We start from the raw sequence: 25580 nt of genomic DNA on the forward strand, positions 1-25580 counted from the left end.
CGCAAGGCGGGGCCCGCTCCCTTCGACTGGAAATGCGATCATGACCATCGACATCATTGAAGAGTTACGCGCCGAGCTGCGCGGATGCGTGTTAACGCCGGCGGAGCGCAAGGCGCTCGAAGTCGAACTGGCCGAGCTCATCCGCCAACGCAACGAAGCGCTCGCAGCCGAGGAGGGGGCATGAGCCCCCTCATTTTGCATCTTACGATGCACCGTCGTTACGGTCGGCTCCTCAGTTGAGACAGTCCTTGATCGCTTTGGCGGGCGTAAAAGTCAGCTTCCTGGAAGCTGCGATCGCAATCGTTGCGCCGGTCCATGGATTGCGGCCCTCACGAGCGGGGCTATCCTTGACCTTGAACTTGCCGAACCCGGGAAGACTCGTCTCGGCTCCGCTCACGGCCGCATCAGCGATCGCCTTGAAAACGCTATCGACGATGGCTTTCACCTGAGCCTTTGTCAGGTCGTTCTAGGCTGCGATCCCTTAAGCGATCTCATTGGCAGCGGTCATGGGACGAGCTCCATCTTGTTTCTATTTGGCTCGTCTGACATCAAGGCCGTGGAACAGATAGAGCCGGCATCACAGGCAGAGCCGTAATCCCGAAAAATTGTCAGACTATGACGGTTTCTCGTCCGCGACAGCGTAACCGCGCCTCCGCTTGGCACGCTCCAGGTGTACGAATGCTTCGATCGCCTCCGCACGACCATCGAAGGTCTGCACCATGGTCTTGCCACTCGTGCCGATCCGGCCCCAATTGCGGATCAGCGACATTTCTCCGAACAAGGTGGGCTGCGTGGACAGCGCATAAAACCGCCGCATATTGCGCGCGGCATCGATGCGGCGCAGATGAAGCGGTTCTGGTTCGGGTTTCGGCACGGACAGATTCTCGCTTCCGAGGGAAGCGGTGTCCAATGAGTTTTATGAATCGACGGGACAGATCGATTCATTTTATCGATAGGTCGATTTGCGTCGGAAACCCCGTCCCGTCCTATTGCCGGATTGAATCTCTCCTCGATGGAGACTTCGCCATCGGGACGCGCGCGTCGCAACGCCTAGCTTGCAAAGGCGCCAGTCCTGATCACAACAGCCGCCCGCAAGAGCTCGGCTCATAATTCAAAGCTTCCTGCGGCTCTTATAGCCTTGCCTGCTTGGCGAGCCCCCTTGGGGACGGCTCTACTCGCGCCGCCGCGGCGATGCTCCCGGAGCCCACAAACGGTCTCCGCGCCTTCGCGTGACGATCCTCTCGCAACCCCGTCGCAGAGCTTCCAGCAACGAGCACGATCCCGGCCTCGCGTCCCAGAGTTCCTCCCCTCGAGGGCAATGGACTGACCTGACTCTTCTGGCAGGGGATTCGCCGGATGAATTTCGGGATCGTTCCCACGTTCGGATTCGCGATCGCTGTTGGTTCAAACCAACATCCGCCACGACATGATTGGACGAGGAAATGCCGCCCGCGCCGTTAGACCTTTTTCGGACCTTAAGATGAAGACCATTGTCATCAACAATCAAAAGGGCGGGGTCGGCAAGACGACGCTTGCTGTGCATTTGGCCTGGTTCATGGCGGAAGCGAATCTCCGCGTTCTGGTGATCGACGTTGATGCGCAGAGCAATGCGTCGGATACGTTGAGGCACTACGCCGGTTCAACGTTAGCCGCGGATCTGTTCAAGCCGGGGATACGGGTCGTACCTCGGGAAAACGAAGGTCTAACGCTCGCGTCGGCCGATAGCTCGCTGACTGATCTCGATCGCAGCAATGCGGCCGCCATAACGACTCTGCAAGAAAATCTCGCTATCGCGTCGGATCAGTTCGACGCCTGCGTGATCGACACGCCGCCATCATTGGGACTTCGTAGTGTCGGCTGTTTGGTTGCGGCCTCGCATGTGCTCGCTCCCATCTATCTGGAGGACTATTCGATCAAAGGCGTCAAAGGTCTGATGCAGACCGTGATCGGCGTGCAGAGACGCTATGGCCGCCAGGATACAAAGTTCCTCGGGTTGCTGCCTTCTAACTTCAACACGAAATCGCCCCGTCAAAGGACGCATCTTGAGCAACTCTTGCGCGAGGCTGGCAAATATGTGTTCCCGGGCCAGATCGTTGCAAGGGACGGCTACGCTGAGGCCGTTGCGGAACGCCTGCCGGTCTGGAAGCTGAAGCGCCGCTCCGCGCAGGAGGCTGGTCGGGAAATCCGCGATGTTCTCGCCAAGATCGTCGCGCAGATGGACGAGCCGGCACATGGCGCTTGATCTCAGCTTTAAGCAGCTCATCGACGCCGCGGACGAAGGTGCCGGCACAATCGGACAACCGACTTGCATCGCCATCGACCGTATTGACGAAGATCCGGACCAGCCTCGTCGCGGTTTCGACGAACAGAAGCTCGGGGAGCTTGCGGAATCAGTCCGTCAGCATGGCGTGCTGCAACCGATCGTGCTGAGGCAAGCGACCGAGGAAGGCCGGTACGTGATCGTCATGGGTGCGAGGCGGTATCGGGCCGCTAAGCGCGCCGGGCTACGTGACATCCCCGCTCTCATTCATGCCGTTGGTTCTGCGGATCGTTATGTTCAGATGATCGAGAATATTCAGCGCGCCGACCTCAATGCCCCCGAAATTGCGGCGTTCATCGCGAGCCGCTTGGAGCAGGGTGATAACCAAGCCGACATCTCGCGCAAGCTCGGCAAGCCGAGGGACTGGGTGTCTCGCTACGCGTCGGTCCAGAGCATGCCGGAGTTCCTCCGGTCGAAGCTTGCCGGCTCGTCAATCCGTGCTGTGTATGAACTCTACCAGGCTTGGCGTGAGCAGCCCAACGCCATCGAGACTTTATGCGCAGCGCAGGAGAGCTTCACCGACGCCCACGCCCGTCAGCTGGCCAGCAAAATTCGCTCCGAGGTCCGCGATTCTCCTGCAGACGGCGAGGGCGCCCCTGGAGCGCAACCAGCACGAAGCCCGGTCGCAACGCAAGTGGCATTGCGACTCATTGAGAGAGACCGCGTGACGGCGATCGCGGAAAAGTCCTCCAACTCTTCGGTCGATCGGAACGCGCGAATGAGCCCATCACTGACGATCAGAGTGCGTCACCAAGATCGCACTGGCCGTCTTCTGGTCGATCGACTCGCGTCTCAAGGCTCACGGCACGCAGTACTGTTGGTTGATGGCGCAGAAGAAGCGGAAGAGGTTCCGGCATCGACCATCTCAATCGAAGAGATCCTTTTCGCATGAAGCGGGCCCTGGACAGCCTCCTCAGAAAAATTGCTGCCGTTGGTGCGCCGGCGCAGCGGATTTCCCATCCGAAGGATGGCGCGCTAGCGCAGCAGCCGGAGGCCGAACGCGCCCCCCACAGCGCTGTAGAGAGGCCGCAGGCTGCTGGAAAGCCGCGGCCCACATATTCGGCGCCAATGTTGCCGATCTGCGCGCACGGCGTTCGTGGTGAGCAAGCATCGGGGCTGACAGCTGCGTCATTCCCAATGGAATTATTCTCCGCATCGATCGTCGGCTGGCTTGGATCTCAGCTGCAGCAACTGCCGAGCTTTGAATGCCAAGCCCGTTGGTTTGAACCAACATGGCGGGGGTGGAGAGATCTACGTTTTCTAGTGCAGGATAGGCTTCGCGCCAGCGATGTATTACATCGCGATTGGGATTGGAGTGCATGGCTCTGATCTCGCTTCGCGTCCCCGACGAAGTCGCGGCGGAGTTCTCAGTTCTTGCAGCTACCCAGGGCGGCAAATCCGCGCTGCTGCGGCGTCTCATTGCTGATGCCCTAGCTGCACCAGCGCCACGCATCTTGGCGTTGCCGGTCGGACGGCCGGAGAAGGTGACGGTGCGATTTCGCGAGAGCGAGATGCGGCAGCTCGCGGAAGTTTCACATCAGCGTGGCATGACCCGAACCGGCTGGATCGTCGCGCTCGTGCGCTCGCGATTGGCATCGCCAGTACAGCATTCCCCAGACGAGCATGCCGCGCTTCGCGCGATCGTTCGCGAGCTCAACCGGATCGGCGGCAACATCAACCAGATCGCGCGTGCCGCAAACACCAGTGTGCTGCAGGGCAGGGCGGTCGAGTTCGATCTGTCCGCAATTCAAGAGGCAAAAGTGGTCATCGAAAGAGAGCTCGCGCAATTGCGCAATGCGCTGAATGGCAACGCCGATTATTGGGATGGGCAGCAATGAGTCGGCGCTACTCGCCGCGGCCGAATGACCTGGCCTCCGAACTTCCGCCGATTTCGTATGTCTGGGAAACGCCCAATCGGCGCCCGCGGCGGGCCGAGTGGGATATCCCCATCCCGACCGCCCCCGGCCGCCTTACGCCGGCGATGCGTGCAAAACTCGAGCGCATCGTGCGCCGAGCACCAGAGGTGATGGTCAAGATCACTGGCCGCACCAAGGACGTGGCGCATCTCAGGTCGCACTTGGCATACATCACGCGAAACGGCGAGCTCGATGCGGAAACAGACCAGGGCGCAATGATGACGGGTCGTGCCGGATTGAAAGATCTGCAGCAACAATGGGAGGATGATGCTGGTCTCGACCAAAAGCGCCGCCGCGATGGATCGCTTTCGATCAACATCATCCTGTCGATGCCGGCTGGCACTGATGCCGTCGCAGTCAAGGAGTCAGCCCGGGCATTTGCCATCGAGACGTTCGGGGGCAATCGCGACTACGTCTTCGTCCAGCATCTCGACGATAAGCATCCCCACGTGCACTTGACCGTTCGGTCCCTCGGGCATGACGGCAAGCGCCTGAACCCCCGCAAGGCGGACCTTCAGGTCTGGCGCGAACGGTTTGCCGGAGAGCTTCGGCTTCGTGGGATCGCGGCGGAGGCAACGCCGCGACGAACCCGGGGACAGGTTCGAAAGGCTGATCGCGGGGTGGTGCTCGCTTTACGCAAGCGAAAGATAACGCCCGATGTCGATCGGCTTGCCCGTGAGCAGGTGCTTTCGGAGGTGAGGGGCGGCAAGGCGGTCAAACATCCTTGGGATGAACAAACTAAGTCACGTCAGGATGCGATCCGAAGGCGATATCTCGACTATGCCGCCGAGCTACAGCGCTCTGGTGTGGCAGCAGATCACGAGCTAGCGCGCCAGATTCGGCAATTCGTCAACGAGATGCCGGCTGTCGAAACCCGCTGGCATGTATTGAAAAGCGAGGTCTCCGAGCTCGCTAGTAGCCGGCGCCGCGGGGCAGAGCTGGGAGGAGATGACGTGCGCGATCACAAGCGAGATGATGAGCGGACAAGATAATGGGACCTGGATGATTAGATACTCTTCGAGCTAAATTGGACCTCCGCCGCCCGCTGACTCTTAATTAGCGGGTCCCAGGTTCGAGCCCTGGTGCGCCCACCAAGCTTCTCAATAGCTTAGGGGTTTGTCACCGTCGTCATTCCGACAGACGTGTCGTGTCTATTCCGACAAACCGGCTGCCTTTGTTCTTTCCTCTCGCCGTTTCTTTGTGCCGGAAATTAGCTGTTTCCGTGTGCGCTTTGCATAGGTCGGCAACTGCCGCGACGAGCGATGGCGGCCAGCGGCTCTGAGCTCGGCGTCCGTCAGATCGCTGTCGGCTCCCTCGGTAAAGCCGCCGTGGCGGAATGGTGTAAAAGAAAGCTCTTCGCGAAGATCCGCTGCACGGACGATCTTCTTCACGACCGCGCGTAGATAGCGAAGATCCTGCTTGGCCGTGATCCAAGGCACCGGGGTAGGTGACCTCCGGTGCGAATGGTCGCGTCGAAAGACCAGGCCGGACACGGTCGTCTGCTTGAACTCGTCGAGCTCAGCCATCAGCTCCGGGAATAAGTTCTCGCCAGTCTCATCGAACAGTGGCCACCAGGCTTCCTCGCCATTCTTTGGATGGACGATGCGAACGCTATTCGGACGTTCTTTCGGTCGGTAGTGACTGATCTCGAGCGCGCCGAACACGTGCTCTTCTCTCTGGAGCCACTCCCACGCGACAAGTGCCGCCGTTGCCACCGATCGGTGGCCAAGTTCGTTCGCCTTGGCGCGAAAGGCAACGAGTTCGTCCCAAGTTGCAGTCGGCGTCTCTCGCACTGGCTTTCCTGGTGCGCGCGCCTTCAGTCCCATTTTTGAGAACGGGTTGACGGCGGGCACTTTCTTTTCTTCTGCGCGCTGCCCGACGAACCAGGCGCGCCGGCACGCGGTCATCGCCGCGTTCGCAAAGCGTCGACGTTCCCGCTGGACGACGTTTCCATCGGCGTCTTTCTCTTCGACAATGAGCAGCTTTGCATAAACGGCGTCGACGAAGCCCTTCGTAAAGTCGGCGATCTGCTTCGACCCAGCGCGCGTGCCGTCTTTTAATAGGTGGTCAGCGAACAACGCCAAGCCCTGCTCATAGAGACGCTGTGTCTTGTGGTCGATTTCCTTCCACTTCTGATGCGCCTTGAAGACGCTGGCGAGCCAGTCGAATGATCCCTGTGCGATGCCGACGGGGACCATGTCCGTCAGGCCACGAGATCGCCAACTGTCGAATGCCGGCAAGAGAACGTATTCAGCGCGTTCTACGGCCGCAGGGTAATCCTCGTCTAAGGGCTCTGCCTTCACATGGCATCCCTGTTCGCGTGCCCAGGTGGATGGCTCGAAAAAGTAGGCCCATCGGCCACTCTTTAACGGCTTCCGTCTGCAATACAGAGGCAATTTCAAAGCAGTTTCCGGTGGCTTCATACCAGTGCTGCCAGATCGGTTAGCGGCCGATTCTGCCGGATGGCGCAGACCCGCGCAACATATTCGTCTACGACGACCTTAGACCAAATTGGCTCTCGTGACCGGCCTCGGATGCGGTAGCTTGTTGGTGCCGGTGCGCGCCCCTTGGAAATCGCGCGTACGAGTTCGTCGACGTTCCGGAAATCGAGATAAGCCGCGAGCATGTCAATTCGCATCTCAGCTGGCCAGGCACCCCTCTCTGGGTAACGAGGCAAGCACGCGACCTGTCGCGCGTTCGACGCACGCCTCTTGCCGTCGTCGGCCAGTTGGGCTTCGGGGCTGTCGATCGCCATGAAGTGCAGCAAACATCATTCGCCGGATCGTTCAACACCAAGCCAAACTAGGTTGCAGCATCCTGCGCTCAGGTCGGACGGCTTGAGTCATCTCGATCAGGCTGGTGACTGTTAGGTCAAATCGATCATCTTCGCGTTATCGCAAGGCTGGACATGTCTGAGCCGCCATATGTTGCCTTCGCCGGCTCATTGCTCAGTCTTCGACCCTCGCCCCGCTGGATCGCGGTGCAGCCGATCATTCTACCACCGTGAATACCATCATTGTGGTGCATAGTTAGGTCTTCATTTTTTGATGAAGATTGTGAGCATGCGTCCAATTCAAGTTCGGTCCCGCTTCGGACAAGCTTTGCCCCGTACCGTGGGTTCGAATACCACTCTCTCAGCCACTGCCGCCGTTGATAGCGACGCGAAGCTGAAGGCTCGCGTGACGCAGCTCGTCGCGGATGCTCTTTCGGGGACTGCATTTTGCCGCGACTGGCATCACCACGTCCGTGGTGGAATTCCGCGCAGGTCCCGGATCGTCCGTTGAAAGCTTCTAAGCCATTGCAAATTGTGCTATAATCGCTTCGTGAAAAATTCGCCGCTGCTCACGGTCGTTCACCGCAATCCGCTGCAATCCGTGCTCAATGGTGGGGCGGATGGTGGGGCGGAAAATGGCCAAGAGACAGCTGCACAAGCTCTCGGCTCGGGAAGCGGAGACCATAGTTGAGCGCGGACGCCACAGTGACGGCGGTGGGCTTTACCTCGCGATCGAGACGGGTGCGCACGCGCGACGGCAATGGGTTTTCCTGTACCGTGTGCCTGGCACCGGGAAGCGTAGAGAAATCGGACTGGACTGGGCTCGGCGAAGGGCAAAGGCAGGGATGGCATCTCGCTCGCTGACGCCCGCCTCAAGGCGGCAGACGCGCGCAAGAAACTAGCCGAAGGCAAGGAGCCGGAGGCGGAGCGGCGCGCTAAAATGGTGGCGGCTAGCAGCTTCGGAGAATTCGCGGACGCCTTCCTGCTATCAATCAAGGCCGGCTTCAAGGGCAAGAATACGCTCGCAGATTGGACACGTGACCTGAAGGTCTGGTGTAAGCCTATCCGGGGTACGGAGCTCACCAACATCACCGTGAACGATGTGTTGGGGATTTTGTCGCCCATATGGATGACGATCAACCGCACGGCGCGCGAAACGCGAAGCCGGATCGAGCGCGTGCTTGACGCCGCAGAGGCGAAGGGGCTTCGGTTCGGGAAGAATCCCGCGATGTGGAAGACCTTGAAGCCGCTCTTGTCGAAGCCGAAACTCTCGAAGCGCCATCACAAGGCCGCGCCATACAAGGACGTCCCCGGCATCGTCCAGGCGCTGCAAGCCAACCACGAGGCAGCGGACACGGCGGTCAACCTCGCGGCCGAATACATCATCTTGACGGCAGTGCGGACCGGCGAAGCCCGTCTCATGCGCGTGCGCGAGGTAGACTTCGGGGAGCGGCTTTGGACGATCCCGGCCGAACGGATGAAGACAGAAGACCATCCCGAAGGCCAAGATTTCCAAGTGCCGCTCTGTGACCGGGCAATTGAGATCTTGAAATCAGTCATCCCGAAGGACGCCGCGCGCGACGCTTACGTGTTCGCAGGGCAATGGTCCAAGGACCACACTAAGCCACTAGGCATGAATGCCGTGCTCCATGCGCTGAAGACAGTCTATCCGGCGATGACGGCGCACGGGTGCCCGATCCAGCTTCCGCGATTGGGCCGGTGACGAGACGCGTTTCGAACGCGAAATTGCGGAGATGGCATTGGCCCACAAGGTGGGTGATGAGACCGAGCAAGCCTATCGGCGTGGCAATGCGTTGAAAAAGCGGCGACAGTTGATGGACGCTTGGAGCCGATATGTCGCGAGAGGTTCCAACGTGATCACACTTCCTCGTCGTGCCTCGGTATAGGTCTTCTATCCGGATATGAAGCATGCCTATCGGTCGTGTTGATCGTGCCTGCGGCAGGTTCAAATTCGTCGGCTGACATCATCGATTGAGGCGTCTCCTTGAGCCAACTAGATGGTTCGGTTGTGTCACGCAATAACGGGCCGGCAGGACTCGAATCTGCAACCAGATTGTGTACCGGCGTCGAACCTTGACCCCTATGAAGTGAAACTTACCGGGATGTTATGGCGCCGATCGGTGTGCAGACCACGCGCCGATCTACACAGGGTGAATTTCGGGACATTTCTTAGCTACCTTCAGTAGCTCGTTCCTGGTCCGTAGGCCGCCCAGCAGTTCGGTGTCTCCCACACCTTGAGGCAGACTAGAGAGGCCTGACCGTTCGAACGTTGCGTGACGCGGGGGGCCAGTAAGTTGAACCAGTGACAAGCAAGGTATTCTGCCGTCGGGACGTAAGGTAGAACGCAGATTTTGGCGCCGCCGCGTCCGGCGCCGGTGAAGGCGCCACTTCGGCGCACGGCGCCGTCGATTTCGGAGCCGAGCTTGCTGTCATCGAGGCCAAACATCTGCCGACACAACGGATCTCCGACCCAAAAAATGAAGGCGTGATCGCAGGTGGCATCGATCTCGGCCATCATCTCCTCCTTGAGGAATCCAAAATCCAGCACCATGCCGTTCTGCTCACCATCGCAGAACAGAGGTCCTCGGCACCATGCCTGGACCGTGTATCGGTGACCGTGCAGATTGCGACATTTGGAGTTGTGGTCGGTGACCCGGTGGCCGGCATCAATGCTGATCTCTCGGCTGATGAGGTAGGTCGTCCCATTGCCAGCATTCACGTTCGCCGAACGGTCGTCAACACGTTCATCAATATAGGCTTCCATGACCTGTGCCCTTCCCTATCGAACCGAGAAATTCACGACGTGCTTGCGATTGGTCACGGAAGGAGCCGAGCAATCGGGTCGTGACCATTGTCGAGGAGTGACTGTGGACTCCTCGCGTTGTCATGCAGCCATGGGCGCCGACGACGACAACCCCCACGCCGACCGGTTGCAGCACGCGGTCAAGTGCGCTGGCAATCTCGGCGGTCAGCCGCTCTTGGATTTGCAGCCGCTTTGAGTAAAGCTCTACGAGGCGAGCCAGCTTCGAAATACCGACGACGCGGTGGCGAGGAAGGTAACCAATGTGCACGCAGCCGACGATCGGTGCCATGTGATGCTCGCAATGCGACTCAAAGCGGATGTCGCGCAGCAGCACCATCTCGTCGTAGCCCCCGACCTCCTCAAAGGTGCGTTGCAACAAGCTCTCCGGGTTCTCGTTGTAGCCACCGAACCATTCTTCGTAAGCGCGGGCCACGCGCGCCGGCGTTTCGCGCAAGCCTTCACGTTCCGGATTGTCGCCGGCCCATCGGATCAGTGTGCGCACGGCCGTTTCCGCCTCTGCTCGCGACGGGCGCAAATCGTTCTCGGGAACGCGGAGGCCGGGTATTGTGTCGTTCACATGGCCGTTCATTGATCCGTTGACGCGTGCGGAGCGGCTGCCGATTGGGTCGGCAGCGCCGCCCATATTCAACTCGATTGTCATCCTGCACTCCTTGCGTTGGCCTCTTACGTAACCACGTTCGACGGAGTGTCCGTCGCAAAACCATCAGATATCCATTTGCAAAAAAACGCAACCTAAGATATACTGATGGATAGCGATGATTTTGAGGTTGCGATCGTGAGCCTCGCCGCTGGCGCGATTGAAACCTGCTTTGTCCTTGCAGAATTCAGAGATCGCCCATGAACAGTTTCAACGATGGCATTCCGCAAGGATATGCGTTCGACGATGTGCTTCTGGTTCCAAACCGCACACGTGCGACGTCGCGGACCATTGTCGACCTCTCGACGCGGCTGACTCCGCGAATTGCGTTGGCGATTCCAATCGTCTCAGCCAACACACCGTGGTGCACGGAGTCTCGGCTCGCCGTCGCTCTGGCGGCGGAGGGTGGCATCGGCATCATTCATCGTATGACGACCTCACACACTCAGGCCGAAGAGGTACGCCGTACCAAGGCTGCGGTGGTCGACCCTGCTATATCTCCGCGCGCGACGCGGGATGCACAAGGACGGCTACGCGTCGGCGCAGCCGTCGGCGTTAAGAGCGACACGCTCGCCCGGGCCGCAATGCTGATCGAGGCTGGCGCCGACGTGCTGGTCGTCGATGTCGCGCACGGCCATGCCGACTATGTCATCGATACTGTCCAAGCGCTCAAATCCGCGCATCCGCACGTCGATCTTATCGCCGGCAATGTCGCGACGGCCGAAGGCGTGCGCGATCTGGTCGAGGCTGGGGCCAGCGCCGTGAAGGTCGGCATTGGTCCCGGCAGCGTCTGCTCGACCCGGATCGTTACCGGAGCCGGGGTGCCGCAACTCTCCGCGATCCTTGAATGCGCACGCGAGGCGAAGCTCCGCGGCGTGTCGGTGATCGCCGATGGCGGCATCCGTACCTCCGGCGACATCGTCAAGGCGCTCGCGGCCGGTGCTGCTTCGGTGATGCTGGGCAAGTTGTTGGCTGGTACCGAGGAAAGCGCCGCGATTCCGATCGAGCGCGACGGACGTCGTTACAAGATCACCAACGGCTTCGTTTCACTTGGCGTAGGGCTCACGCTCAAGCGGCTCGAGGGAGGTGAAGTGAGCGAGGAGGAATTCAAGAACTATGTTCCCGAAGGGGTGGAAGCGACCTTTGACTATGCCGGGCTGCTTTCCGATGTGTTGCGACAGCATCTCGGCGGTGTGCGCTCTGGGTTGAGCTATGGGGGGAGCCTGACGATCGCGGAACTTCAGCAGAAGGCCCGCTTCATCCGGGTAACGGCCAGCGGCAATTACGAAGGGCGTCCGCACGTGCAGGATCATACGCCGGCGCACCATCCGAACTATGCAGCGATGTTCGTCGCTCCAGCCAACCGGCTGGAACGGTCGTCGTGACTAGCATAGCCAGCTCTGTGCCTCCGGAAGGAGGCGCCGCAACCGCCGCCATTCACATGTTCGGCTGGGCCGAGATAGATGCCCTTGTCGAATTGATCGCTGAACGTGTTGCTGCGCAGAAAGTTGAGGCCATTGTTGGGATCGCGCGCTCCGGCCTGGTTCCCGCAGTCATGCTGTCGCACAGAATCGGCGTGCGTCCATTTTCCGTCATCGAAATCGCGCGCACGACTTCTGACGCCATCGATGCTTCAAAGTCCGCTCCGGTGTGGCACGGCATTTCCAACCGGGGTGCCGTTGCCGGACGCCGGGTGCTGCTGATCGACGACATCGTCGGTCACGCGATGACGATGCCGATGGCAGTAGCTGCACTACGCGATGTCGGGGCCGAGCCGGTTACTGCAACTCTGGTCGTCAACCAGCGCAATCTCGGCGCCCGCACACCGCGCAGTGTAGTCGATATATACGGCTGTGTCGTGCACGGCTGGGTTGTGTTCCCCTGGGAAGGGAAGGACGACTTGTCCCATGCGTGAAGCACTGACATACGCCCGCGTGATGATGGTTGATCGGCCGATTGCCCCGGTGCTGGGGGTCACTTCGTTCGTCAGCGACTGGATCAACCGACACGGCTTCTATCCGACTTTTCAGTTCAACGACATTCTCGGCTGCCCCGGTTTCCGCCTCGTGATGAATCTGCTGAAGCGCGAAATCTTGCTCCGCAGCCTCGATGTCCCTGCGAAGGCCAGCCTCGCGACGTTGACGCAGCGTCTCAGTGGCACTGGCGTGGTCATGCGTAGTCCAAGCCTCGCGGTCAATTTGCGGGCGAGTCTCGATACACTTCCGTTGTTGCATCACCAGCCACGCGACAAGGGTCGCTATCTTACGTCCTTCATCGGTTGTCTGGAGAGTGAGGACGGCACCTGGAATCTCGGCTTCTACCGCGCGTATGTCGCTGGGCCGAGGAAGCTCGTGATCTTCATGGATGCCCGGACTGACGGTCACCGGATAGTCAACGATGGATTGAAGCGGGCCAGTGCGGTACCGATCACGCTGTTCAATGGTGGACCGCTCGCCTGCTACCTGGCTGCCGCCGCCAAACTACCGGTGGACCTCGACAGCTTTGAGGCGGCGGCGCGGCTTGGGGGCCATGCGCTGGACCTCGACCGTACCAACTATCCTCCGGCGCCGACTGAATCCGAGATCGTGATCCGCGGCGTTGTAACCAGCCGGCGCGAGACGGAGGCGCCATTTGGCGAGTTTAAGGGCTATTACTGCGCGCCGACGCTGAGCCCAGTGATTGAGGTCGAACAGATCAAGGTTCGCGATGAACCGTCCTGTCTTGGCCTATTCTGCGGCAAGGAGAGCGGGCTGACCCTGATGTCGCTGCAGAATGAGATGCTACTGTTTGCGCATCTAACGTCGCTTGGTTTCGTCGTCGATTCGATCACCTATCCGCTAACCGCCAAGGGCGAGTTCCTGTCCCTGATCCGGACCCCACAGCCGTCGGTCGATCTGCTGGATGCGGCGATGGCGTTCGATCAGCGGTGCAAGATGTTCGTGGTCAGTGAGGCCGGAGAAAACCTGCTCGGTGAATTGGCCATCTTTCCTCTTCATAGTCGTTTGGCGCCGCACATCCGGCACGGCCGGCGTGAGGGTGAACGCGTCGGCATCGTCTGCGATCGATCGGTTGCGTATGACTGGGTAGAGTATTAGCGGAAGCGCCGGATCCGGATGGGTCGGTGAGGTCGTTCATCGCCGGGGTATGGAGGTCACCGTGTACGGCACAAATCCCGCCCGACGACAGGAGGTTGGCGACGGCGACAGCCTGTGGATCCAGGAAGTCTTCTATACGCTGCAAGGCGAAGGGCCATTCGCGGGTGAGCCATCGGTGTTCGTGCGCACTGCCGGCTGCAACTTGAAGTGTTTCTGGTGCGATACCGATTTCGAGTCGTCGTCGTGGCGACCGTCGCTTGACGAACTGCTCGCGCGCATCGACCGCGAGCGTCCGCGTTTCGCCGATCTCATTGTCCTTACCGGCGGCGAGCCGCTGCGCCAGAACGTCGCTCCGTTGGTCAGAGAGCTCCGGGCTCGTCAACTTCGAGTGCAAGTCGAGACCGCCGGCACGTTGTGGGTCGACCTTCCCGACGATCCCGGAATCACCATCGTATGCAGTCCTAAGACCAAGCATCTGCATAGCCGGATTGTACCGCGCGTCAGCGCCTTCAAATATGTGATTGGTGCCGGTGACATCGATCCCGACGACGGGCTGCCTTGTGCATCGACACAAAAGGCTGGGCAAGTCACGCGGCTGTTTCGCCCACCAGCCGGCGTCCCCGTCTTCGTGATGCCGCGGGACGACGGCAACGCCCGTGACAATGCCCGTAATCTCCACGCCTGCACGCAGGTGGCGATGACTTTCGGGTATCGGCTGTGCCTCCAGGTCCACAAGCTGATCGGAGTTGCCTGACATCGCTCGGTATCGTGTGGAAACGTCGGAAAGACGTTGCCGACCTGTGCAAAAATAAGTGAAATTATTGGTGCAGAAATGACTTGAAACCGGTGCGATTTATGTCATCTTGGGTTGTATGATGGATCGTCATATACCTGTGCAGCGCCTTACACCTGCGCAGAGGGAGGTCCGCCGCATCCGTGCGGTTCGGGCGCTCGGTCGCGGACTGTCGCAATCCCAGGTCGCGGCGATACTGGGGACAAGCTGCGCCTCGGTCAGCAACTGGGCGATGCGGTTTCGAACTGGGGGTGTGGCGGAACTGATGGCGCGGGCGGCCGGCCGGCCAACGCGATCACGCGCTCCGCGCGGACTGGAGGCCGTGCGGCTAGCGGTGGGCACCCGTTTGCCCGACGATCTTGGCCTCGATGATGCGCTATGGACGTGGCGCAGCGTGCAGGCCTTAGCGTTTCGCACCTGCAAGAGCGAAATGTCGCGGTGGACCGTGATGCGTCACGTGCGAGACTGGGGGTTTGCCCCGCCGGCAGCGAATGGCGCTGGCAATTCGGAGCGATCTCGGAATGGCATGACTCGGCGTGCGGCGGGACGTAGCCTCTACGAGGTCGCTTCCGGTGACCTTGTGCATGCGGCATGGATGGCACGCGCCGACAACGTCGTGCTGTGGGCATTCGGCCGGCGCGGTGAGGCCGCGTTCGCGACCTATGCCGCGCCGCTTGCGGCGGCCGACATCATCGATTTCCTGGAACGTCTGCGCCGCCACGCGGGCGTGCCGATTCTCGTGCACGGGCCGTCGTCGCTGGTTGCGCGGAACGAACTTGGCGGATGGTTGGCTTCGCGCGCTAGGGAAATCTTGTTGCAAGCCACGACAATCCGACCGGTCACCAATTCCGGGGCCGGTCGTAATGATGGAGAGCGCAAATGAGTCGCAAAGTCAACGCCATGGCGAGCGCAGTCGTTCGTCGCCTCAAAGCAAAGCGCAAGGTACTTCGTCGCGGACGTCCGCCTCTTGAGGTTGCCGTCGCCAGTGCTGTCGCACGCCGTCTGGCACTATCGGGCAAAGGTCGGCCGGCACCGGCCGCCATCGCGTCGGCGGTCGCGGCACGCCTCGCATCAAAACGAACCGGCGCCGCGAAGCGGCGCGGACGGCTATCGCATCCTGCGGCACGCGGTCCCAGCGGCGTCCCGCCCGCAGTAATTGCAAGCGCGGTCAACCAAACGCTGGCGGTACGGTCGCGCCGGCCGAAGCGCAAGTCCCTGGCGGCGGCGGTCGCCAGTGCTGTCGCACGCCGTCTGGCGGCGCGAGGGAAACGTCGCCAGTAGATTCGCACATCCGATTCCAGGCGCAGCCGTACCGCGGCGCCTGGAGCGTTGCCCTATTTCCATCGGCCGATCGTGACCGCAGGCGGTCTCGTCATCGGTAGCACAAACCAGGAGAGCACTATGAGCCAAGTTGATAGTCTGGCGCGCGCCGTACTCGCACGGATCGCCTCCAAGCGACGCCCGCGCAAACGGGCGATAGGTCTTGCCGGAGCTGTGGCCAGTGCCGTCGCTGGTCGTCTCAATGCGCCGGGCGCACGGAAATCGGCGCGGCCGAACCGGCTTGCGGGCGCGGTCGCGAGCGCGGTCGCGCAGCGGTTGGGCCAGCCTGGCGGTCCGGCCGATGCACGGCCCAACGCCGCTTCGGCGGCGTCGAAAACGTTGGCAGGAACCCAGATCGCAAGCCGAGTCGCTCGTCAGGTCGCATCGCGGATTCCCGAAACGCGGTCGGACTTCGGCAGCGATTTCGCGGCGGTGGATGTCGCCAAGGTTGCCGAGGCCGTGATTGCAAAGCTCGACGCGCGTAAGAGCAAGGGCATCGACCATGTCGACGTGCTTGCAAGCCAGATCGCCTCGCGGCTTGCGTCGCCGCGCCTTCAGGGTTCCGCAGCGGGCGCGATCGACTTTCGGAACCGGATCGTCGCTGCTGTCGTCGATGCGGTGACACGGCAGCGCGCCAAAGCAGTCGAGGCGGCTCAGCAGGCGGTTGCGGCGAAGCCCAGCGAAGATGTGAAGTCCGCGTCCGGGGAGAAGTCGGCTTCGGTGGCCAAGCAATCGTAACGCTCGCGCGTCGAGAGCGATGAGGTAATATGGAGCCTGGCTCTTGACCGCCGGCACGCCGTCGGCCGGGACCAGCTCGGTCGTGACGATCGGATCGCCAGCGACTGTCGCAGCGCGGCTTGAATTCCGAGGACGAAGGCTCCATGCAATTTTCCGACGATACACCATCGCAGGGCGACATCCCCGAAGTCTATCCGAAACAACCGCCGATTAATCTGCTCGAGCCGGCACTGCTCCGGCCCAACAATTTCTTTGCGTTCGAAGGTGTCGATGGTGCTGGAAAATCCAGCTTGATTGCCGAGGTGATCGCGGCCTGTCGTGCCCGGGAGGTGGCCACCCGTGTCATGAAGCTCGGTCGTTCGGACGTTACCGCACACGCGCTCGAACGGGCGAAATGGCTCAATTCGAATCCGATGACGTTCAACCTGCTCAACTGGGTAAGCCTCTATGAACAAGCAACTCAGGCGCGCGCCGACTTGAACAGTGACGTTCGCGTGCTGGTCGATCGTTACATTCTCACCCTCAAGGTGCGCGGACTGCTCGAGGGTATGTCGACCGATTTCATGGAACCGCTTGCGGCCAATCTGCCGCGTCCGAGCATTCTATTTTTTATCGATTGTGATCCCGATTTGTGCTGTCAGCGCATCCTGTCGTCGCATCGGACGATCACCTACTTCGAAGCCGGCTCCCGGATCGTCGATGGCCTTGGCCAGCCGATGCTTGAGCGCGATCCGTCCGCGCGTCAGGTGTCGCCCGCGCGCGAAGCAGGCCTGCGCAGCCACCTCCATCGCATGCGTGCAGCGCTCAAGGCGCTGGCGGAACGCGAAGACAATGTCGTGATGGTTGATAACTCCGGGCCACCTCAGCGGGCACTCGCCGTGATCCTAGCGGCGATGGGGCTGTCGTAACAGCGATTGATCGCCGGAGCGTGGGCTAATCGGGCGCGATGGCTGACCCGGCTCATGATGCACACCTTGAGGAGGGGCATAACCTGTGATACATTCAATCTTTAGGTGTATGGATGTTAGGTAGCGCCCTAAAGTTAGGAGGGCCGTCATGCCGCGCTATGATATCGATCTCATCGCGAGCGCAGTGGTCGCGGAGTTGCGTCGCTCGAAGGCTTCGCGCGGCTCCCAACACAGGCGGAGGGGGCCGCCGCGTCGCCACGACTCGGCGTCCATGGCCAGTGAGATTGCCGCGGCGCTCGTGGCAACGCCGGCTGTTGGTCGGCGAGGTGGCACGAGACCTACCAGCGCATTTTCGCGAACGGCATCGGCGATTGCGTCGCAGGTCGTTGCCAAGCTTGCTCCTGCTCCAGCGCGCGAGGACTTGCCGATGGTGAGGATTGAAATCTGATATGGCGAAAGCATCGGCCAAAAGTCGCAGTACCAAACGGCAATTGCAAGCCGCTGCCCCGGCCGTGGACGAAGCAGCTGGCGGACACGGCAGCGATACCACCGGTGGTTCGAGCGCGGTGCAGGCCGAAGCCGACCTGATGGCATTGATCGCTGGTGTCGCGCCGGACGCGACGGTGGCGCGAGCCTCCGAGAATTCCGGCGAGTTGCTCGCTCGAATGCTCGATTCCTGGCAAATCCTGCCTTCACTGACAACAGAGGTTCTCAAGGACCTCGCCGCAATGATGACGCCCCATGACCATCTCCGCACCGTTCGCGCCTGTCTTGCGGTCACGGCGTTCGAACGGGCCCAGATCGCCGGATGCCGCGATTTCTTGGGTGAGCTTCAGCACGCCGGTCTTCGGCATTCCTTGCTCAAGGGCGCAGCTTCCGCCTGCTTCCTCTATCCGGCACGCCATATGCGAGCGGCGTGGGATTTTGATCTCGGCGTAGCTTGGCCTGACCTCGAGATGGCCGAAGGCCTTGCGCTCAAGTCGGGCTTCCATCAGGCTCAGCGCGATCCGGATCTTCCCCGCTTCTATCGCGCCGACCGGCAATTGCGCGCGATCGTCGAAGAAAGCCATTTCGAACTCGGCTTTCTAGTCCGCCGCCTGCAGCCGACCAATCTCGATGACGAGACCAAGGCCGCAATCGCAGCCGAGCCGTGGGCCCACCAGTTCTGGCACGATGCCCTGACGGAGGCCCCATGGTGCTATGCGGTCGTCGACATTCACCACAAGCTGTCGCTCGACATCGAACTCGACGATCTTCTGGCTCATGTCCAGACGGTCGAATGCGCTGGCGAGCGGCTCTACGTGCCCGATCTGGCGTGGAGCACGGCACATCTGATCTACAAGCTCTATTGGGAGGGCGTGCACAAATATAGCAAAGGTCTTTACCAATACGCCGATTTGATCCGGTTGGTACCGCGGCTGGACGCCGCCAGCTTCGGCCGCACCGTGGCCATCCTCGACAACTATAATCTGGTCGCTGGCGGATATTACACCTTGAAACATCTTGCCGATTTCGGCGTGCCGCTGCCGTCCTTCGTACAGGACTTCATTCACGACGCGCGCGTGCCGCCTGAAGGCGCCGATCCCATCGAGATCAATGATCTCGGAGACGTGTGGCCAAAGCTGTGGGGGCGACGGTAGGCAGAAAAGCTCGCCCGATCCAGCGCCAGGGCATTGCTGTGGAGAACGCACCCTGTGCGGTGGTCGGTTGTACAACTTGTGAGGAGTTTAGATGAACGCCCCGATCGCATCTCAGCGCCGACTGATCGTCGGCATTTCAGGAGCTTCCGGTGCAATTTACGGCCTGCGTCTGCTCCAGCTGTTGCGCAACGCCGGCGTTGAAGCGCATCTGGTGATGTCAAAGACAGCTGAACTGACCTTTGCGTATGAAACGGCGGTCAAGATCGCTGACGTCAAGGCTTTGGCTCACACCGCTCACGACATCAACGATATGGCGGCATCGATCGCGAGCGGATCGTTTCGCACCTTCGGCATGATCGTTGCGCCATGCTCGATTCGGTCGATGTCTGAAATCGCTAACGGCACGACGACAACACTGCTAACACGAGCGGCCGACGTCACGCTGAAGGAGCGCAGGCGGCTTGTGCTGATGGTAAGGGAGACCCCGTTACATGCCGGTCACCTTCGAACCATGGCGGCGTTATCCGAAATTGGTGCAATCGTCGCACCTCCAGTTCCGGCGTTTTATGCCAGACCCAACACGATTGAGGAGATGGTGGATCACACGGTGGGACGTATGTTGGATTTGTTCGACATAGAAGTGGGCCCCATCCGACGTTGGGGCGAAGATTCAGATCTGAGACGCCGGCCGTTGAAGTGAGATTGCAGATTTAGCGTCTCGTACCGCCGCATATCGCGACACAAAAGACTCGTGGCCCGGCCGGCATTGAATTTATCGAGTAAGCAATTGATTGTGTTTGAGTTTAATAGACGTTACGACCTCTCTGCCAACGCGAATACCAACCATCGTGGTGCATAGTTCGGTCTTCAGGCTTTGGCCCATCGCCGATTCTAGTGCCGGCCATGCCGGCGGCCCTTCCACGGAACGGTGGGACTAGCTAGGAACGGGACCGCCGCTCGGGGCTACGTCGCCGCCAGCAAGTCTCTCCTCCACATCAGTGGACGAGGTTGCATTGAGCGCAAGCTTGGTTGGCTTGGGCCGGCGAGCGGATCGATCCGCATGCCGTTGGGCGGTTGTTGCTCGATACTCCAAACCGCCGCCGACGGTGGCCGCGTTGCGTCGCAGTTCTCTTTCATAACCCTTACGTTTTGTCATCCGCTTCGAGCATGCTCCCGATGGGGCAATCTGGCAGGACAAGGTAACGCGAAACAATTTCTTCCTTCACGCTTTCAAATTGGTCTGCTCTCTGACTTTACTGGCGTGCCCCGAAGGATGAAACTGGGCGCCACTATTGTAGTGCCGCTGCAATTTCCGCATCAGGAGGAGAATGATGAGCCTCTATACTAAGGACGGGCGTCCGCTGCAGGAATCCGGTGAGTACATCTATAGTGGATCGGGCGTCCCGGTCGGCAAGCGCCGGGGTGACAAGGTGTTCGGCCCAACAGCCGGAGGTGACGATCGAAGTCTCCTCCAATTCCGCTTCACCGACAGCCCGCAGGATGGCGATATGCGTGCTCAATCTGAAAAATTTTACGTAAGGGGTGCTTAGCCAGTGAGGGCGCCATGCGACTAATCGGGAATATCGGGTTCATCGCCCCAGGCGCCCGAACCAGCCGAATGAGCTCGGCCGGAGCGGAAAGACACAAATGGCAGCCCGAGAGATAACGCCAAGTAGCGCAATTTAGGCGTGATGAGCCGACCGACATCTTCTACGAGGCCGACGTGTTCAGTTGTAGATACGTGAGTCAGCTCGGATGACAATATCGAATGACCGAGGGCGAAGCCCTTGAAGCGGGCGCGCACCGGCGCAGGGTAGGCATGATGAGAGACGCCGTTGACGGCCTGCGTAAGAAGGCCGCGCAAGTGTCGTGCAAGTCGGCGGGAAAGGTCGCTAGCTCTTCAGAAGGTGCGGTGCGTGTTCAGCGATCAAAGCCGTTGTAAGCTGCTCGCCTCGCCGGCTGAGGCGCTCAATCCACTCCGGCTGCATCGCTGAGAAGTCCGTGGGATAAGCATACGCCTCCTCGCGGGTGACAAGACCTGTCGGAGCGAATTTCAGGCGGCTGTCATCCTGGCCGAGGTAGGGCATCACAACGGTGCGTAATTTTCCATGGCTCTTGAGGTCAAAGAGGCGCTTTGTGGCTGCATTCTGGGCACGATCATGAATGGAAGCGAAGGCGCTCTTGAGCCGCGCCAGCAGGAATTGATTCGGCGGATCATGGCGCAGGCCATAACCGGCCCTGCAACAAATGATCGTATCGACGGGATCGACGTTCAGGCTGATCGACGGCTCTCTGTCCGGCCATAGCGGAGCGAGGCCAAGATTATCGTAGACTCCGCCATCGGAGAGCGAAACCCGTTCGACGCGCCGCGACCCGTCGCGCCTGTCAAACGGCAGGACCTCGTCGAAGGCCGGCAGGAACATTGGAAACGCGGCGGACGCCGTGACCGCGTAAGCAAGAGGAATATCCGGGCGCGCCAACCTACCAAGCCTCCAGGACCCCGACTCGTTCGCCGAGAAATAGAACGCCGATCCGGTGCGCATTTCAGCCGCATTGATGATGAGAAGCGGCGTTTTGCCTTTGAGATCGCGCAGCCGCGCTCCGTTGAACAGTTTTTGGTCCATCGCGCGGCGCAGTATCGTGGTCCTACTCGCAAAACGACGGATCGGCCTCCAGCCCGCGATTTGGAGTTTTCCACGCCTCTCCGGCGGCATCGCGAACGAGAGCACCCAGACGATCCAGGAGACAAGCAGGAGGACGAGATTGATCGATCCGGTCATCGTGGCACAAAGAAGCGCCTTAGGGCCTTCGGAACTGGAGAACGCCATCTTGACGGTCGGCCACATCAACCCGTCGGCAAGCATTTCTCGAACGCGCTTCTCGAATTCGGGAAACGACGCACTGTTCATTGCATAAAGACCGCCTATGACGCTGCCGCCGGAGACGGTCGAGAGGATCTTAACTTGGTCCAGAATTCCCAGATCGTTGAGGGCGCGGAGACAGCCCAAGTGAAAGGCGACCGCGCGCGAGCCGCCTCCTGAAAGAGCCAGGCCGATTGTCCTCTTCATGGGTTCGGGCTCTCCACCGGTCATATCGATCAGTCCCGTGTTAGCGGGGTCGCACGTTGAGCGGCGAAGATGACCGATAGCTGCTTGTCGGCGGCAATGACCATCAAGGCCGGCACCGAGTCCATCCCCATCAACCCGGCCAGCCAATCGATCTGAAGAGCATCGACTGAGCTTGGCCGGGCGGACGCCTTCGGTGGATGAGAGTGCCACTCCCCGATGTACCGGACTTGCCCGGCAGTCCTCCGCCGGGCCTCGTTCATGGCTTCCTCGACACCGATCACACCACGGACAAATTCCGTCCGTTTCTCGATGCTGTCGGGCGGCGCAGGACGGGCATCTACGAGATGGATTCGCTTGGCCGGAATATCAATCGAACCGAATAGTATGCCGCCGGTTTCCACGGGAAGCCGGTCGTTGCGCATCCCATGAATTCGCCGCACGAGGCCGGCGTCGAGGGTAATGGTCCAGCCATGCGCCTCGAAGCGCTGCACTTCCTCCACGACAGCCGAGTCGACATTTACCGCGCCGTTCGCCTCCAGCGTCCAGATCGAGATATCGCCGCCGGGCCTGTCGACCGCGGTGGCGATAGCGCTGGCGGCCAGGCCGGAAAGGATGGCCGCCCGCGATTCTGGAATCCGGTTGGTGATTGCACGGCAGGCCCCCGTGTAGGCAACAGTCTCCGCAAGCTTCCCAAGATGGTCCGCAAGCCGCGGGGTGCGCAAAATGAGCCCGAGATACTGCGCTTCGATATCACGCAGCGTGACGGACCGGTCCTGGGCTTCGGCCAGAAGCACTACCGACTCTCCGGACGGATTGAAGAAGACACTCAGGCGGCGTGCGCCCGCCTGATGGTCTGACAAGGCCCGCTCCGCGAGGACAGAAGCGGTGGCATCGATGATGATGTCAGCCTCCGCCAGCGCCTGGTCTATTATGGAGCGCGCGGGCTCGTCGCTGAACAGGTTAGCGACAATGCTCTGTGCGACATTGCCGCCCTGCATGGTCGCATTGAGAAGGCCCGCGAGAACAATTGCCTTGGGGCGGGGCACTTCCGGATTGTGCCCGATGTGCCGGGCGAGGTTATGCGGCAAGAGCCGGTCGTCATCGATCACGGTCCACGTGAACCGGCCTTCGCGCACGAGGCAGTCCGCAACGTGCGATCCAATTGCTCCAGCGCCAACGAGCACCGCCTTGCGGGCATCGAGTTCCGCTCGTCCCGCGAGGCGCGCTGCAAGACTGCGCTCAAATTCAAGGTGCACTTCGGCGCTTTGAACCACGATTGCGGCAAGCGCATTGGCATCGGCCAGAGAGGAGCCGATCGCCTTGACGTAACCTACTTTACTGCCCTCGCCGGGCGTCTTCTGCTTCAGTGCAATGCCGAGCGCGACGGCAATGTCGCCAGCCGATACCGCTGTGACAAACGCGCGCGTATCGACGCCGCGTTCTTCCCCGTCGCGTGGCGAGAGGATCGGCATCTCGACGATGACGGCAAACCGGCCGTTGAGGAACCATGCTGACTCCACACCCGCCGCGAGCCCGGCTGCAAAGCGGTCCCTTAAATCCCCGAGGAGATCAATTCCGCGCTCATTGAGCATTGCAGAAAGTCCCGCAAGATTCGTCGGGGCACGGCGGAGACGCTTCATATTTTCCGGCGGCACGCGATAGGCGGCGATCGTCATAGGCTCCATGCCGGGCCTGATCTGGCCGATCTCCGTGCGGAGCTTGACGCGGAGAACATTCCCGGAGTGCTGATCGTGCTCGCCGACAAGGTCCCCCGGGGCAGGCGAATCGAGGACCGAGCGCGCGACGAGAAAGCTAAGGGTGCTGCCGATCAGGATGGGATCGAGCGGCTGTCGGGCGTCGTGCAGCTCACCGCGCGCAGCCCGGCGGAACCATGATATGATGCGATCGAGTAATTCGGCGGGCGTCCAGGTGAGCCGCGCCTCCGCCCACGGCCGGTCATCAATGCAGATGACGGAGGGGTAGCCGTCGGGAACCAGTTGCTGATGTTCGGTGTCAGGGAAATCGTCGCGCAGCATGACGACGAACGGCAACCGGCCCTCACCAAGAAAGAGAAGCCCGATGCGCTCAATCTTCCGGATGGGGTAGACAGGGGCTTGGGGCGCGCCGGTCAAGAGATCGAGAACAATGAGCTCGGCGTCACCGGACCGCCGAAATTCGATGGGCGTGGCGATCTCTCCGGCATATCGACCGAGGAATGCAGCGACGTCGCGGGCCTGCACGTTTGACAGACTCGCGACATCGATGGGAGCGAACGCTGCGACCCAGCTTTCCAGCATGCTTATCCCGCGCGCGGTGTCGAACTGGCGGCGGCCGAACTCACCATCGGCGCCCCGATGATCAGCGCGACGCCAAAGGCGGTGATCTCGTAGCCGAACACCTTGGGCCGGGCCCTGGAGGGCTGCTCCATGGTCACGACGAAAGTGCCGTCGAGATCGCGCACGACGCGGCGGTGGTGGTTGGCGGCCTGACGGTGTGGCGGCTGGACGTCCTTGTCCTCCTTTGAGCCCTTCTCCGGGATAGGCCAGCTCGGCGAGACGATGATGCCGCCGCGCCGCACTTGCGTTTCGAAGAGCCATTTCACGTCAGGCACCGCCTTGGTCTCGTCGACGCCGCGCTCCGGCCCCAGGGAGAGATAGGAGCAGTGATGGAACAGCTTCATCAGGTCCCACAGCATCCGGCCTTCATTGCCGTGCTTCTTGCTGATCTGGACGATGAGCGAGAGGGTTTCGTGGTTCGCGTCGGAGCCGAGGAACAGATACGAATCGCGGCTGCCCTCCCGAAGCGTAACCTGCATCACGATCGAGTCCTCGTTCCGGTCGACAACGGTGTTCTCGTCCTGCCGCCACCCGAACGGGGAATGGACGAAGAACTCGGCCTGCGCCTTGCCCTCCTTGGTGTAGCCGGGAACAAGCTTTCCGGCGTCAACGATGAGATGCTTGCGGCTCTCGAAGTCGATCCCGTTGTCCTCCATCCATTTCTTGAGCCGTGCCGGCCGGGAGAAGATATAGACGCCCTTGCCTTCGCGCAGACGGTGCCGGGCCTCGGCACGTACAAGCCGGGCGTCACCGTCGATGCCCTCCTCAAGGAGGGCTGCTGCCGGGACCCAGAGTTCGTTGATCTTGATGCGCTCCGCGCCCTGGTAGGTTTTTGCGTGCCGCAGCCAGAAGAAGCCACCGAAGCCTTTGCAGTGGTCGTCGTCCAGATGGGTGATGCAGACGGCGTCGTAGTAGTCGCGGCCGGCCTTTGAAAGATCCCGGCGCAACTCGGCCGGCAAATCGCACCGCAGATCGTCATTGTCGTCGGCGCAGCGCATGTCTGCATAATCGACGAGTACTTTCAGACCGTTCGCAAGATCGATGCGAAGCGTGTCCGCATTTCCAAGCGGGAAGAAGTGGACTTTCGCAACCATGTGGTGTTCCCTTAGGTTTTGGGCGGCGCGCACAAGCGCCGAATCGTTCGATTTCGGAGGACTTTATCAGAACAAAGAAAGAACGATGATCTGGGTC

Annotated in this window: 24 protein-coding genes and 2 pseudogenes; 17 read left to right on the forward strand and 9 right to left on the reverse strand. The window is 60.8% G+C overall.

Annotated elements, in window-relative coordinates:
* Positions 1-40 precede the first annotated feature (40 nt).
* On the forward strand, positions 41-184 hold the full coding sequence (locus V5279_RS45875; protein WP_338702242.1) for a hypothetical protein: 144 nt from the start codon (positions 41-43) through the stop codon (positions 182-184).
* 48 nt (positions 185-232) lie between these two features.
* On the opposite strand, the gene V5279_RS45880 is transcribed toward V5279_RS45875, so the two are convergent.
* Entirely contained in the window at positions 233-460 is a 228-nt protein-coding gene (locus tag V5279_RS45880; RefSeq protein WP_338702266.1) for an HU family DNA-binding protein, read from the reverse strand.
* A gap of 153 nt (positions 461-613) precedes the next feature.
* Positions 614-817: a WGR domain-containing protein gene (locus V5279_RS45885; RefSeq protein ID WP_338702268.1), complete on the reverse strand. Its 204-nt coding sequence runs from the start codon at positions 815-817 to the stop codon at positions 614-616.
* A gap of 663 nt (positions 818-1480) precedes the next feature.
* Here V5279_RS45885 and V5279_RS45890 point away from each other — a divergent pair.
* From V5279_RS45890 to V5279_RS45905, 4 genes are all read left to right on the forward strand, one after another.
* Positions 1481-2242: a ParA family protein gene (locus V5279_RS45890; protein WP_338702244.1), complete on the forward strand. Its 762-nt coding sequence runs from the start codon at positions 1481-1483 to the stop codon at positions 2240-2242.
* Positions 2232-3212 carry a ParB/RepB/Spo0J family partition protein gene (locus tag V5279_RS45895; protein ID WP_338702246.1) on the forward strand — a complete coding sequence of 327 codons (981 nt, stop codon included), beginning with the start codon at positions 2232-2234 and terminating at the stop codon, positions 3210-3212. The genes V5279_RS45890 and V5279_RS45895 overlap by 11 nt, the downstream gene beginning before the upstream one ends.
* A gap of 619 nt (positions 3213-3831) precedes the next feature.
* On the forward strand, positions 3832-4158 hold the full coding sequence (gene mobC / locus V5279_RS45900; RefSeq protein WP_338702249.1) for a plasmid mobilization relaxosome protein MobC: 327 nt from the start codon (positions 3832-3834) through the stop codon (positions 4156-4158).
* On the forward strand, positions 4155-5228 hold the full coding sequence (locus tag V5279_RS45905) for a relaxase/mobilization nuclease domain-containing protein (protein ID WP_166106903.1): 1074 nt from the start codon (positions 4155-4157) through the stop codon (positions 5226-5228). Before mobC ends, V5279_RS45905 begins: the two co-directional genes overlap by 4 nt.
* A 159-nt stretch (positions 5229-5387) precedes the next feature.
* Here V5279_RS45905 and V5279_RS45910 read toward each other — a convergent pair whose 3' ends face one another.
* On the reverse strand, positions 5388-6539 hold the full coding sequence (locus V5279_RS45910; RefSeq protein WP_338702251.1) for a hypothetical protein: 1152 nt from the start codon (positions 6537-6539) through the stop codon (positions 5388-5390).
* A gap of 1410 nt (positions 6540-7949) precedes the next feature.
* Here V5279_RS45910 and V5279_RS45915 point away from each other — a divergent pair.
* Positions 7950-8732: a tyrosine-type recombinase/integrase gene (locus tag V5279_RS45915; RefSeq protein WP_166106898.1), complete on the forward strand. Its 783-nt coding sequence runs from the start codon at positions 7950-7952 to the stop codon at positions 8730-8732.
* Between the two features lie 477 nt (positions 8733-9209).
* Here V5279_RS45915 and V5279_RS45920 read toward each other — a convergent pair whose 3' ends face one another.
* Positions 9210-9794, reverse strand: coding sequence for a 6-pyruvoyl trahydropterin synthase family protein (locus V5279_RS45920; protein WP_166106896.1), 585 nt, complete (start codon positions 9792-9794; stop codon positions 9210-9212).
* A complete protein-coding gene (folE, locus tag V5279_RS45925; RefSeq protein ID WP_178132628.1) occupies positions 9778-10422 on the reverse strand; it encodes a GTP cyclohydrolase I FolE in 645 nt (214 codons plus the stop codon). Before folE ends, V5279_RS45920 begins: the two co-directional genes overlap by 17 nt.
* A gap of 269 nt (positions 10423-10691) precedes the next feature.
* Here folE and guaB point away from each other — a divergent pair, with 269 nt between their 5' ends.
* The 10 genes and pseudogenes from guaB to V5279_RS45970 all read left to right on the forward strand — a co-directional run bounded on the left by guaB (position 10692) and on the right by V5279_RS45970 (position 19685).
* Complete coding sequence (gene guaB, locus V5279_RS45930) at positions 10692-11876, forward strand: IMP dehydrogenase (RefSeq protein WP_166106893.1); 1185 nt, start codon at positions 10692-10694, stop codon at positions 11874-11876.
* A 56-nt stretch (positions 11877-11932) separates the two neighbouring features.
* Complete coding sequence (locus V5279_RS45935; RefSeq protein WP_166106891.1) at positions 11933-12406, forward strand: phosphoribosyltransferase; 474 nt, start codon at positions 11933-11935, stop codon at positions 12404-12406.
* Positions 12399-13586, forward strand: a complete 1188-nt coding sequence (locus V5279_RS45940) for a UbiD family decarboxylase (protein WP_338702257.1) — start codon at positions 12399-12401, stop codon at positions 13584-13586. Before V5279_RS45935 ends, V5279_RS45940 begins: the two co-directional genes overlap by 8 nt.
* 61 nt (positions 13587-13647) lie before the next feature.
* Positions 13648-14340 (forward strand): 7-carboxy-7-deazaguanine synthase QueE, encoded by a 693-nt coding sequence (locus V5279_RS45945; protein ID WP_166106886.1) that lies wholly within the window; start codon positions 13648-13650, stop codon positions 14338-14340.
* A gap of 121 nt (positions 14341-14461) precedes the next feature.
* Positions 14462-14617 (forward strand): annotated as a pseudogene (locus V5279_RS47160) (helix-turn-helix domain-containing protein); the annotation flags it as partial.
* Between the two features lie 357 nt (positions 14618-14974).
* Complete coding sequence (locus tag V5279_RS45950; RefSeq protein ID WP_338702259.1) at positions 14975-15262, forward strand: hypothetical protein; 288 nt, start codon at positions 14975-14977, stop codon at positions 15260-15262.
* 518 nt (positions 15263-15780) lie between these two features.
* On the forward strand, positions 15781-16437 hold the full coding sequence (locus V5279_RS45955) for a hypothetical protein (protein WP_338702260.1): 657 nt from the start codon (positions 15781-15783) through the stop codon (positions 16435-16437).
* Positions 16438-16580: 143 nt separating this feature from the next.
* Positions 16581-17345, forward strand: coding sequence for a dTMP kinase (locus V5279_RS45960; RefSeq protein ID WP_166106879.1), 765 nt, complete (start codon positions 16581-16583; stop codon positions 17343-17345).
* A gap of 512 nt (positions 17346-17857) precedes the next feature.
* Complete coding sequence (locus V5279_RS45965) at positions 17858-18985, forward strand: nucleotidyltransferase family protein (RefSeq protein WP_166106876.1); 1128 nt, start codon at positions 17858-17860, stop codon at positions 18983-18985.
* Between the two features lie 91 nt (positions 18986-19076).
* A complete protein-coding gene (locus V5279_RS45970; protein ID WP_166106874.1) occupies positions 19077-19685 on the forward strand; it encodes a UbiX family flavin prenyltransferase in 609 nt (202 codons plus the stop codon).
* 194 nt (positions 19686-19879) lie between these two features.
* On the opposite strand, the pseudogene V5279_RS47165 reads toward V5279_RS45970, so the two are convergent.
* Positions 19880-20117: pseudogene (locus tag V5279_RS47165) on the reverse strand (IS30 family transposase); the annotation flags it as partial.
* Between the two features lie 196 nt (positions 20118-20313).
* Here V5279_RS47165 and V5279_RS45975 point away from each other — a divergent pair.
* Positions 20314-20535 (forward strand): hypothetical protein, encoded by a 222-nt coding sequence (locus V5279_RS45975; RefSeq protein ID WP_338702063.1) that lies wholly within the window; start codon positions 20314-20316, stop codon positions 20533-20535.
* Between the two features lie 342 nt (positions 20536-20877).
* Here the strand turns inward: V5279_RS45975 and V5279_RS45980 are convergent, their stop codons facing one another.
* The 3 genes from V5279_RS45980 to V5279_RS45990 are packed head-to-tail and all read right to left on the reverse strand — an operon-like array spanning position 20878 to position 25516.
* Positions 20878-22053, reverse strand: coding sequence for a patatin-like phospholipase family protein (locus tag V5279_RS45980; protein ID WP_338702064.1), 1176 nt, complete (start codon positions 22051-22053; stop codon positions 20878-20880).
* A gap of 29 nt (positions 22054-22082) precedes the next feature.
* The gene (locus V5279_RS45985) at positions 22083-24350 is read right to left on the reverse strand and encodes a ThiF family adenylyltransferase (protein ID WP_338702066.1); all 2268 of its coding nucleotides are present in this window, start codon (positions 24348-24350) and stop codon (positions 22083-22085) included.
* A gap of 2 nt (positions 24351-24352) precedes the next feature.
* Positions 24353-25516 (reverse strand): hypothetical protein, encoded by a 1164-nt coding sequence (locus V5279_RS45990; RefSeq protein WP_338702068.1) that lies wholly within the window; start codon positions 25514-25516, stop codon positions 24353-24355.
* Between the last annotated feature and the right edge of the window lie 64 nt (positions 25517-25580).

It is taken from the genome of Bradyrhizobium sp. 26S5, assembly GCF_036923295.1.
In the GTDB taxonomy this organism is placed as follows: Bacteria; Pseudomonadota; Alphaproteobacteria; order Rhizobiales; family Xanthobacteraceae; genus Bradyrhizobium; species Bradyrhizobium septentrionale.

What these genes read in the sequence shown, in the direction of transcription:
- V5279_RS45875 (WP_338702242.1), top strand. Translation starts at nt 41, where the DNA reads ATGACCATCGACATCATTGAAGAGTTACGCGCCGAGCTGCGCGGATGC.
- V5279_RS45885 (WP_338702268.1), bottom strand. Translation starts at nt 817, where the DNA reads ATGCGGCGGTTTTATGCGCTGTCCACGCAGCCCACCTTGTTCGGAGAA.
- V5279_RS45890 (WP_338702244.1), top strand. Translation starts at nt 1,481, where the DNA reads ATGAAGACCATTGTCATCAACAATCAAAAGGGCGGGGTCGGCAAGACG.
- V5279_RS45895 (WP_338702246.1), top strand. Translation starts at nt 2,232, where the DNA reads ATGGCGCTTGATCTCAGCTTTAAGCAGCTCATCGACGCCGCGGACGAA.
- mobC (WP_338702249.1), top strand. Translation starts at nt 3,832, where the DNA reads ATGCGGCAGCTCGCGGAAGTTTCACATCAGCGTGGCATGACCCGAACC.
- V5279_RS45905 (WP_166106903.1), top strand. Translation starts at nt 4,155, where the DNA reads ATGAGTCGGCGCTACTCGCCGCGGCCGAATGACCTGGCCTCCGAACTT.
- V5279_RS45915 (WP_166106898.1), top strand. Translation starts at nt 7,950, where the DNA reads ATGGTGGCGGCTAGCAGCTTCGGAGAATTCGCGGACGCCTTCCTGCTA.
- V5279_RS45920 (WP_166106896.1), bottom strand. Translation starts at nt 9,794, where the DNA reads ATGGAAGCCTATATTGATGAACGTGTTGACGACCGTTCGGCGAACGTG.
- folE (WP_178132628.1), bottom strand. Translation starts at nt 10,422, where the DNA reads ATGAACGGCCATGTGAACGACACAATACCCGGCCTCCGCGTTCCCGAG.
- guaB (WP_166106893.1), top strand. Translation starts at nt 10,692, where the DNA reads ATGAACAGTTTCAACGATGGCATTCCGCAAGGATATGCGTTCGACGAT.
- V5279_RS45935 (WP_166106891.1), top strand. Translation starts at nt 11,933, where the DNA reads ATGTTCGGCTGGGCCGAGATAGATGCCCTTGTCGAATTGATCGCTGAA.
- V5279_RS45940 (WP_338702257.1), top strand. Translation starts at nt 12,399, where the DNA reads ATGCGTGAAGCACTGACATACGCCCGCGTGATGATGGTTGATCGGCCG.
- V5279_RS45950 (WP_338702259.1), top strand. Translation starts at nt 14,975, where the DNA reads ATGGCACGCGCCGACAACGTCGTGCTGTGGGCATTCGGCCGGCGCGGT.
- V5279_RS45955 (WP_338702260.1), top strand. Translation starts at nt 15,781, where the DNA reads ATGAGCCAAGTTGATAGTCTGGCGCGCGCCGTACTCGCACGGATCGCC.
- V5279_RS45960 (WP_166106879.1), top strand. Translation starts at nt 16,581, where the DNA reads ATGCAATTTTCCGACGATACACCATCGCAGGGCGACATCCCCGAAGTC.
- V5279_RS45970 (WP_166106874.1), top strand. Translation starts at nt 19,077, where the DNA reads ATGAACGCCCCGATCGCATCTCAGCGCCGACTGATCGTCGGCATTTCA.
- V5279_RS45975 (WP_338702063.1), top strand. Translation starts at nt 20,314, where the DNA reads ATGATGAGCCTCTATACTAAGGACGGGCGTCCGCTGCAGGAATCCGGT.
- V5279_RS45980 (WP_338702064.1), bottom strand. Translation starts at nt 22,053, where the DNA reads ATGAAGAGGACAATCGGCCTGGCTCTTTCAGGAGGCGGCTCGCGCGCG.
- V5279_RS45985 (WP_338702066.1), bottom strand. Translation starts at nt 24,350, where the DNA reads ATGCTGGAAAGCTGGGTCGCAGCGTTCGCTCCCATCGATGTCGCGAGT.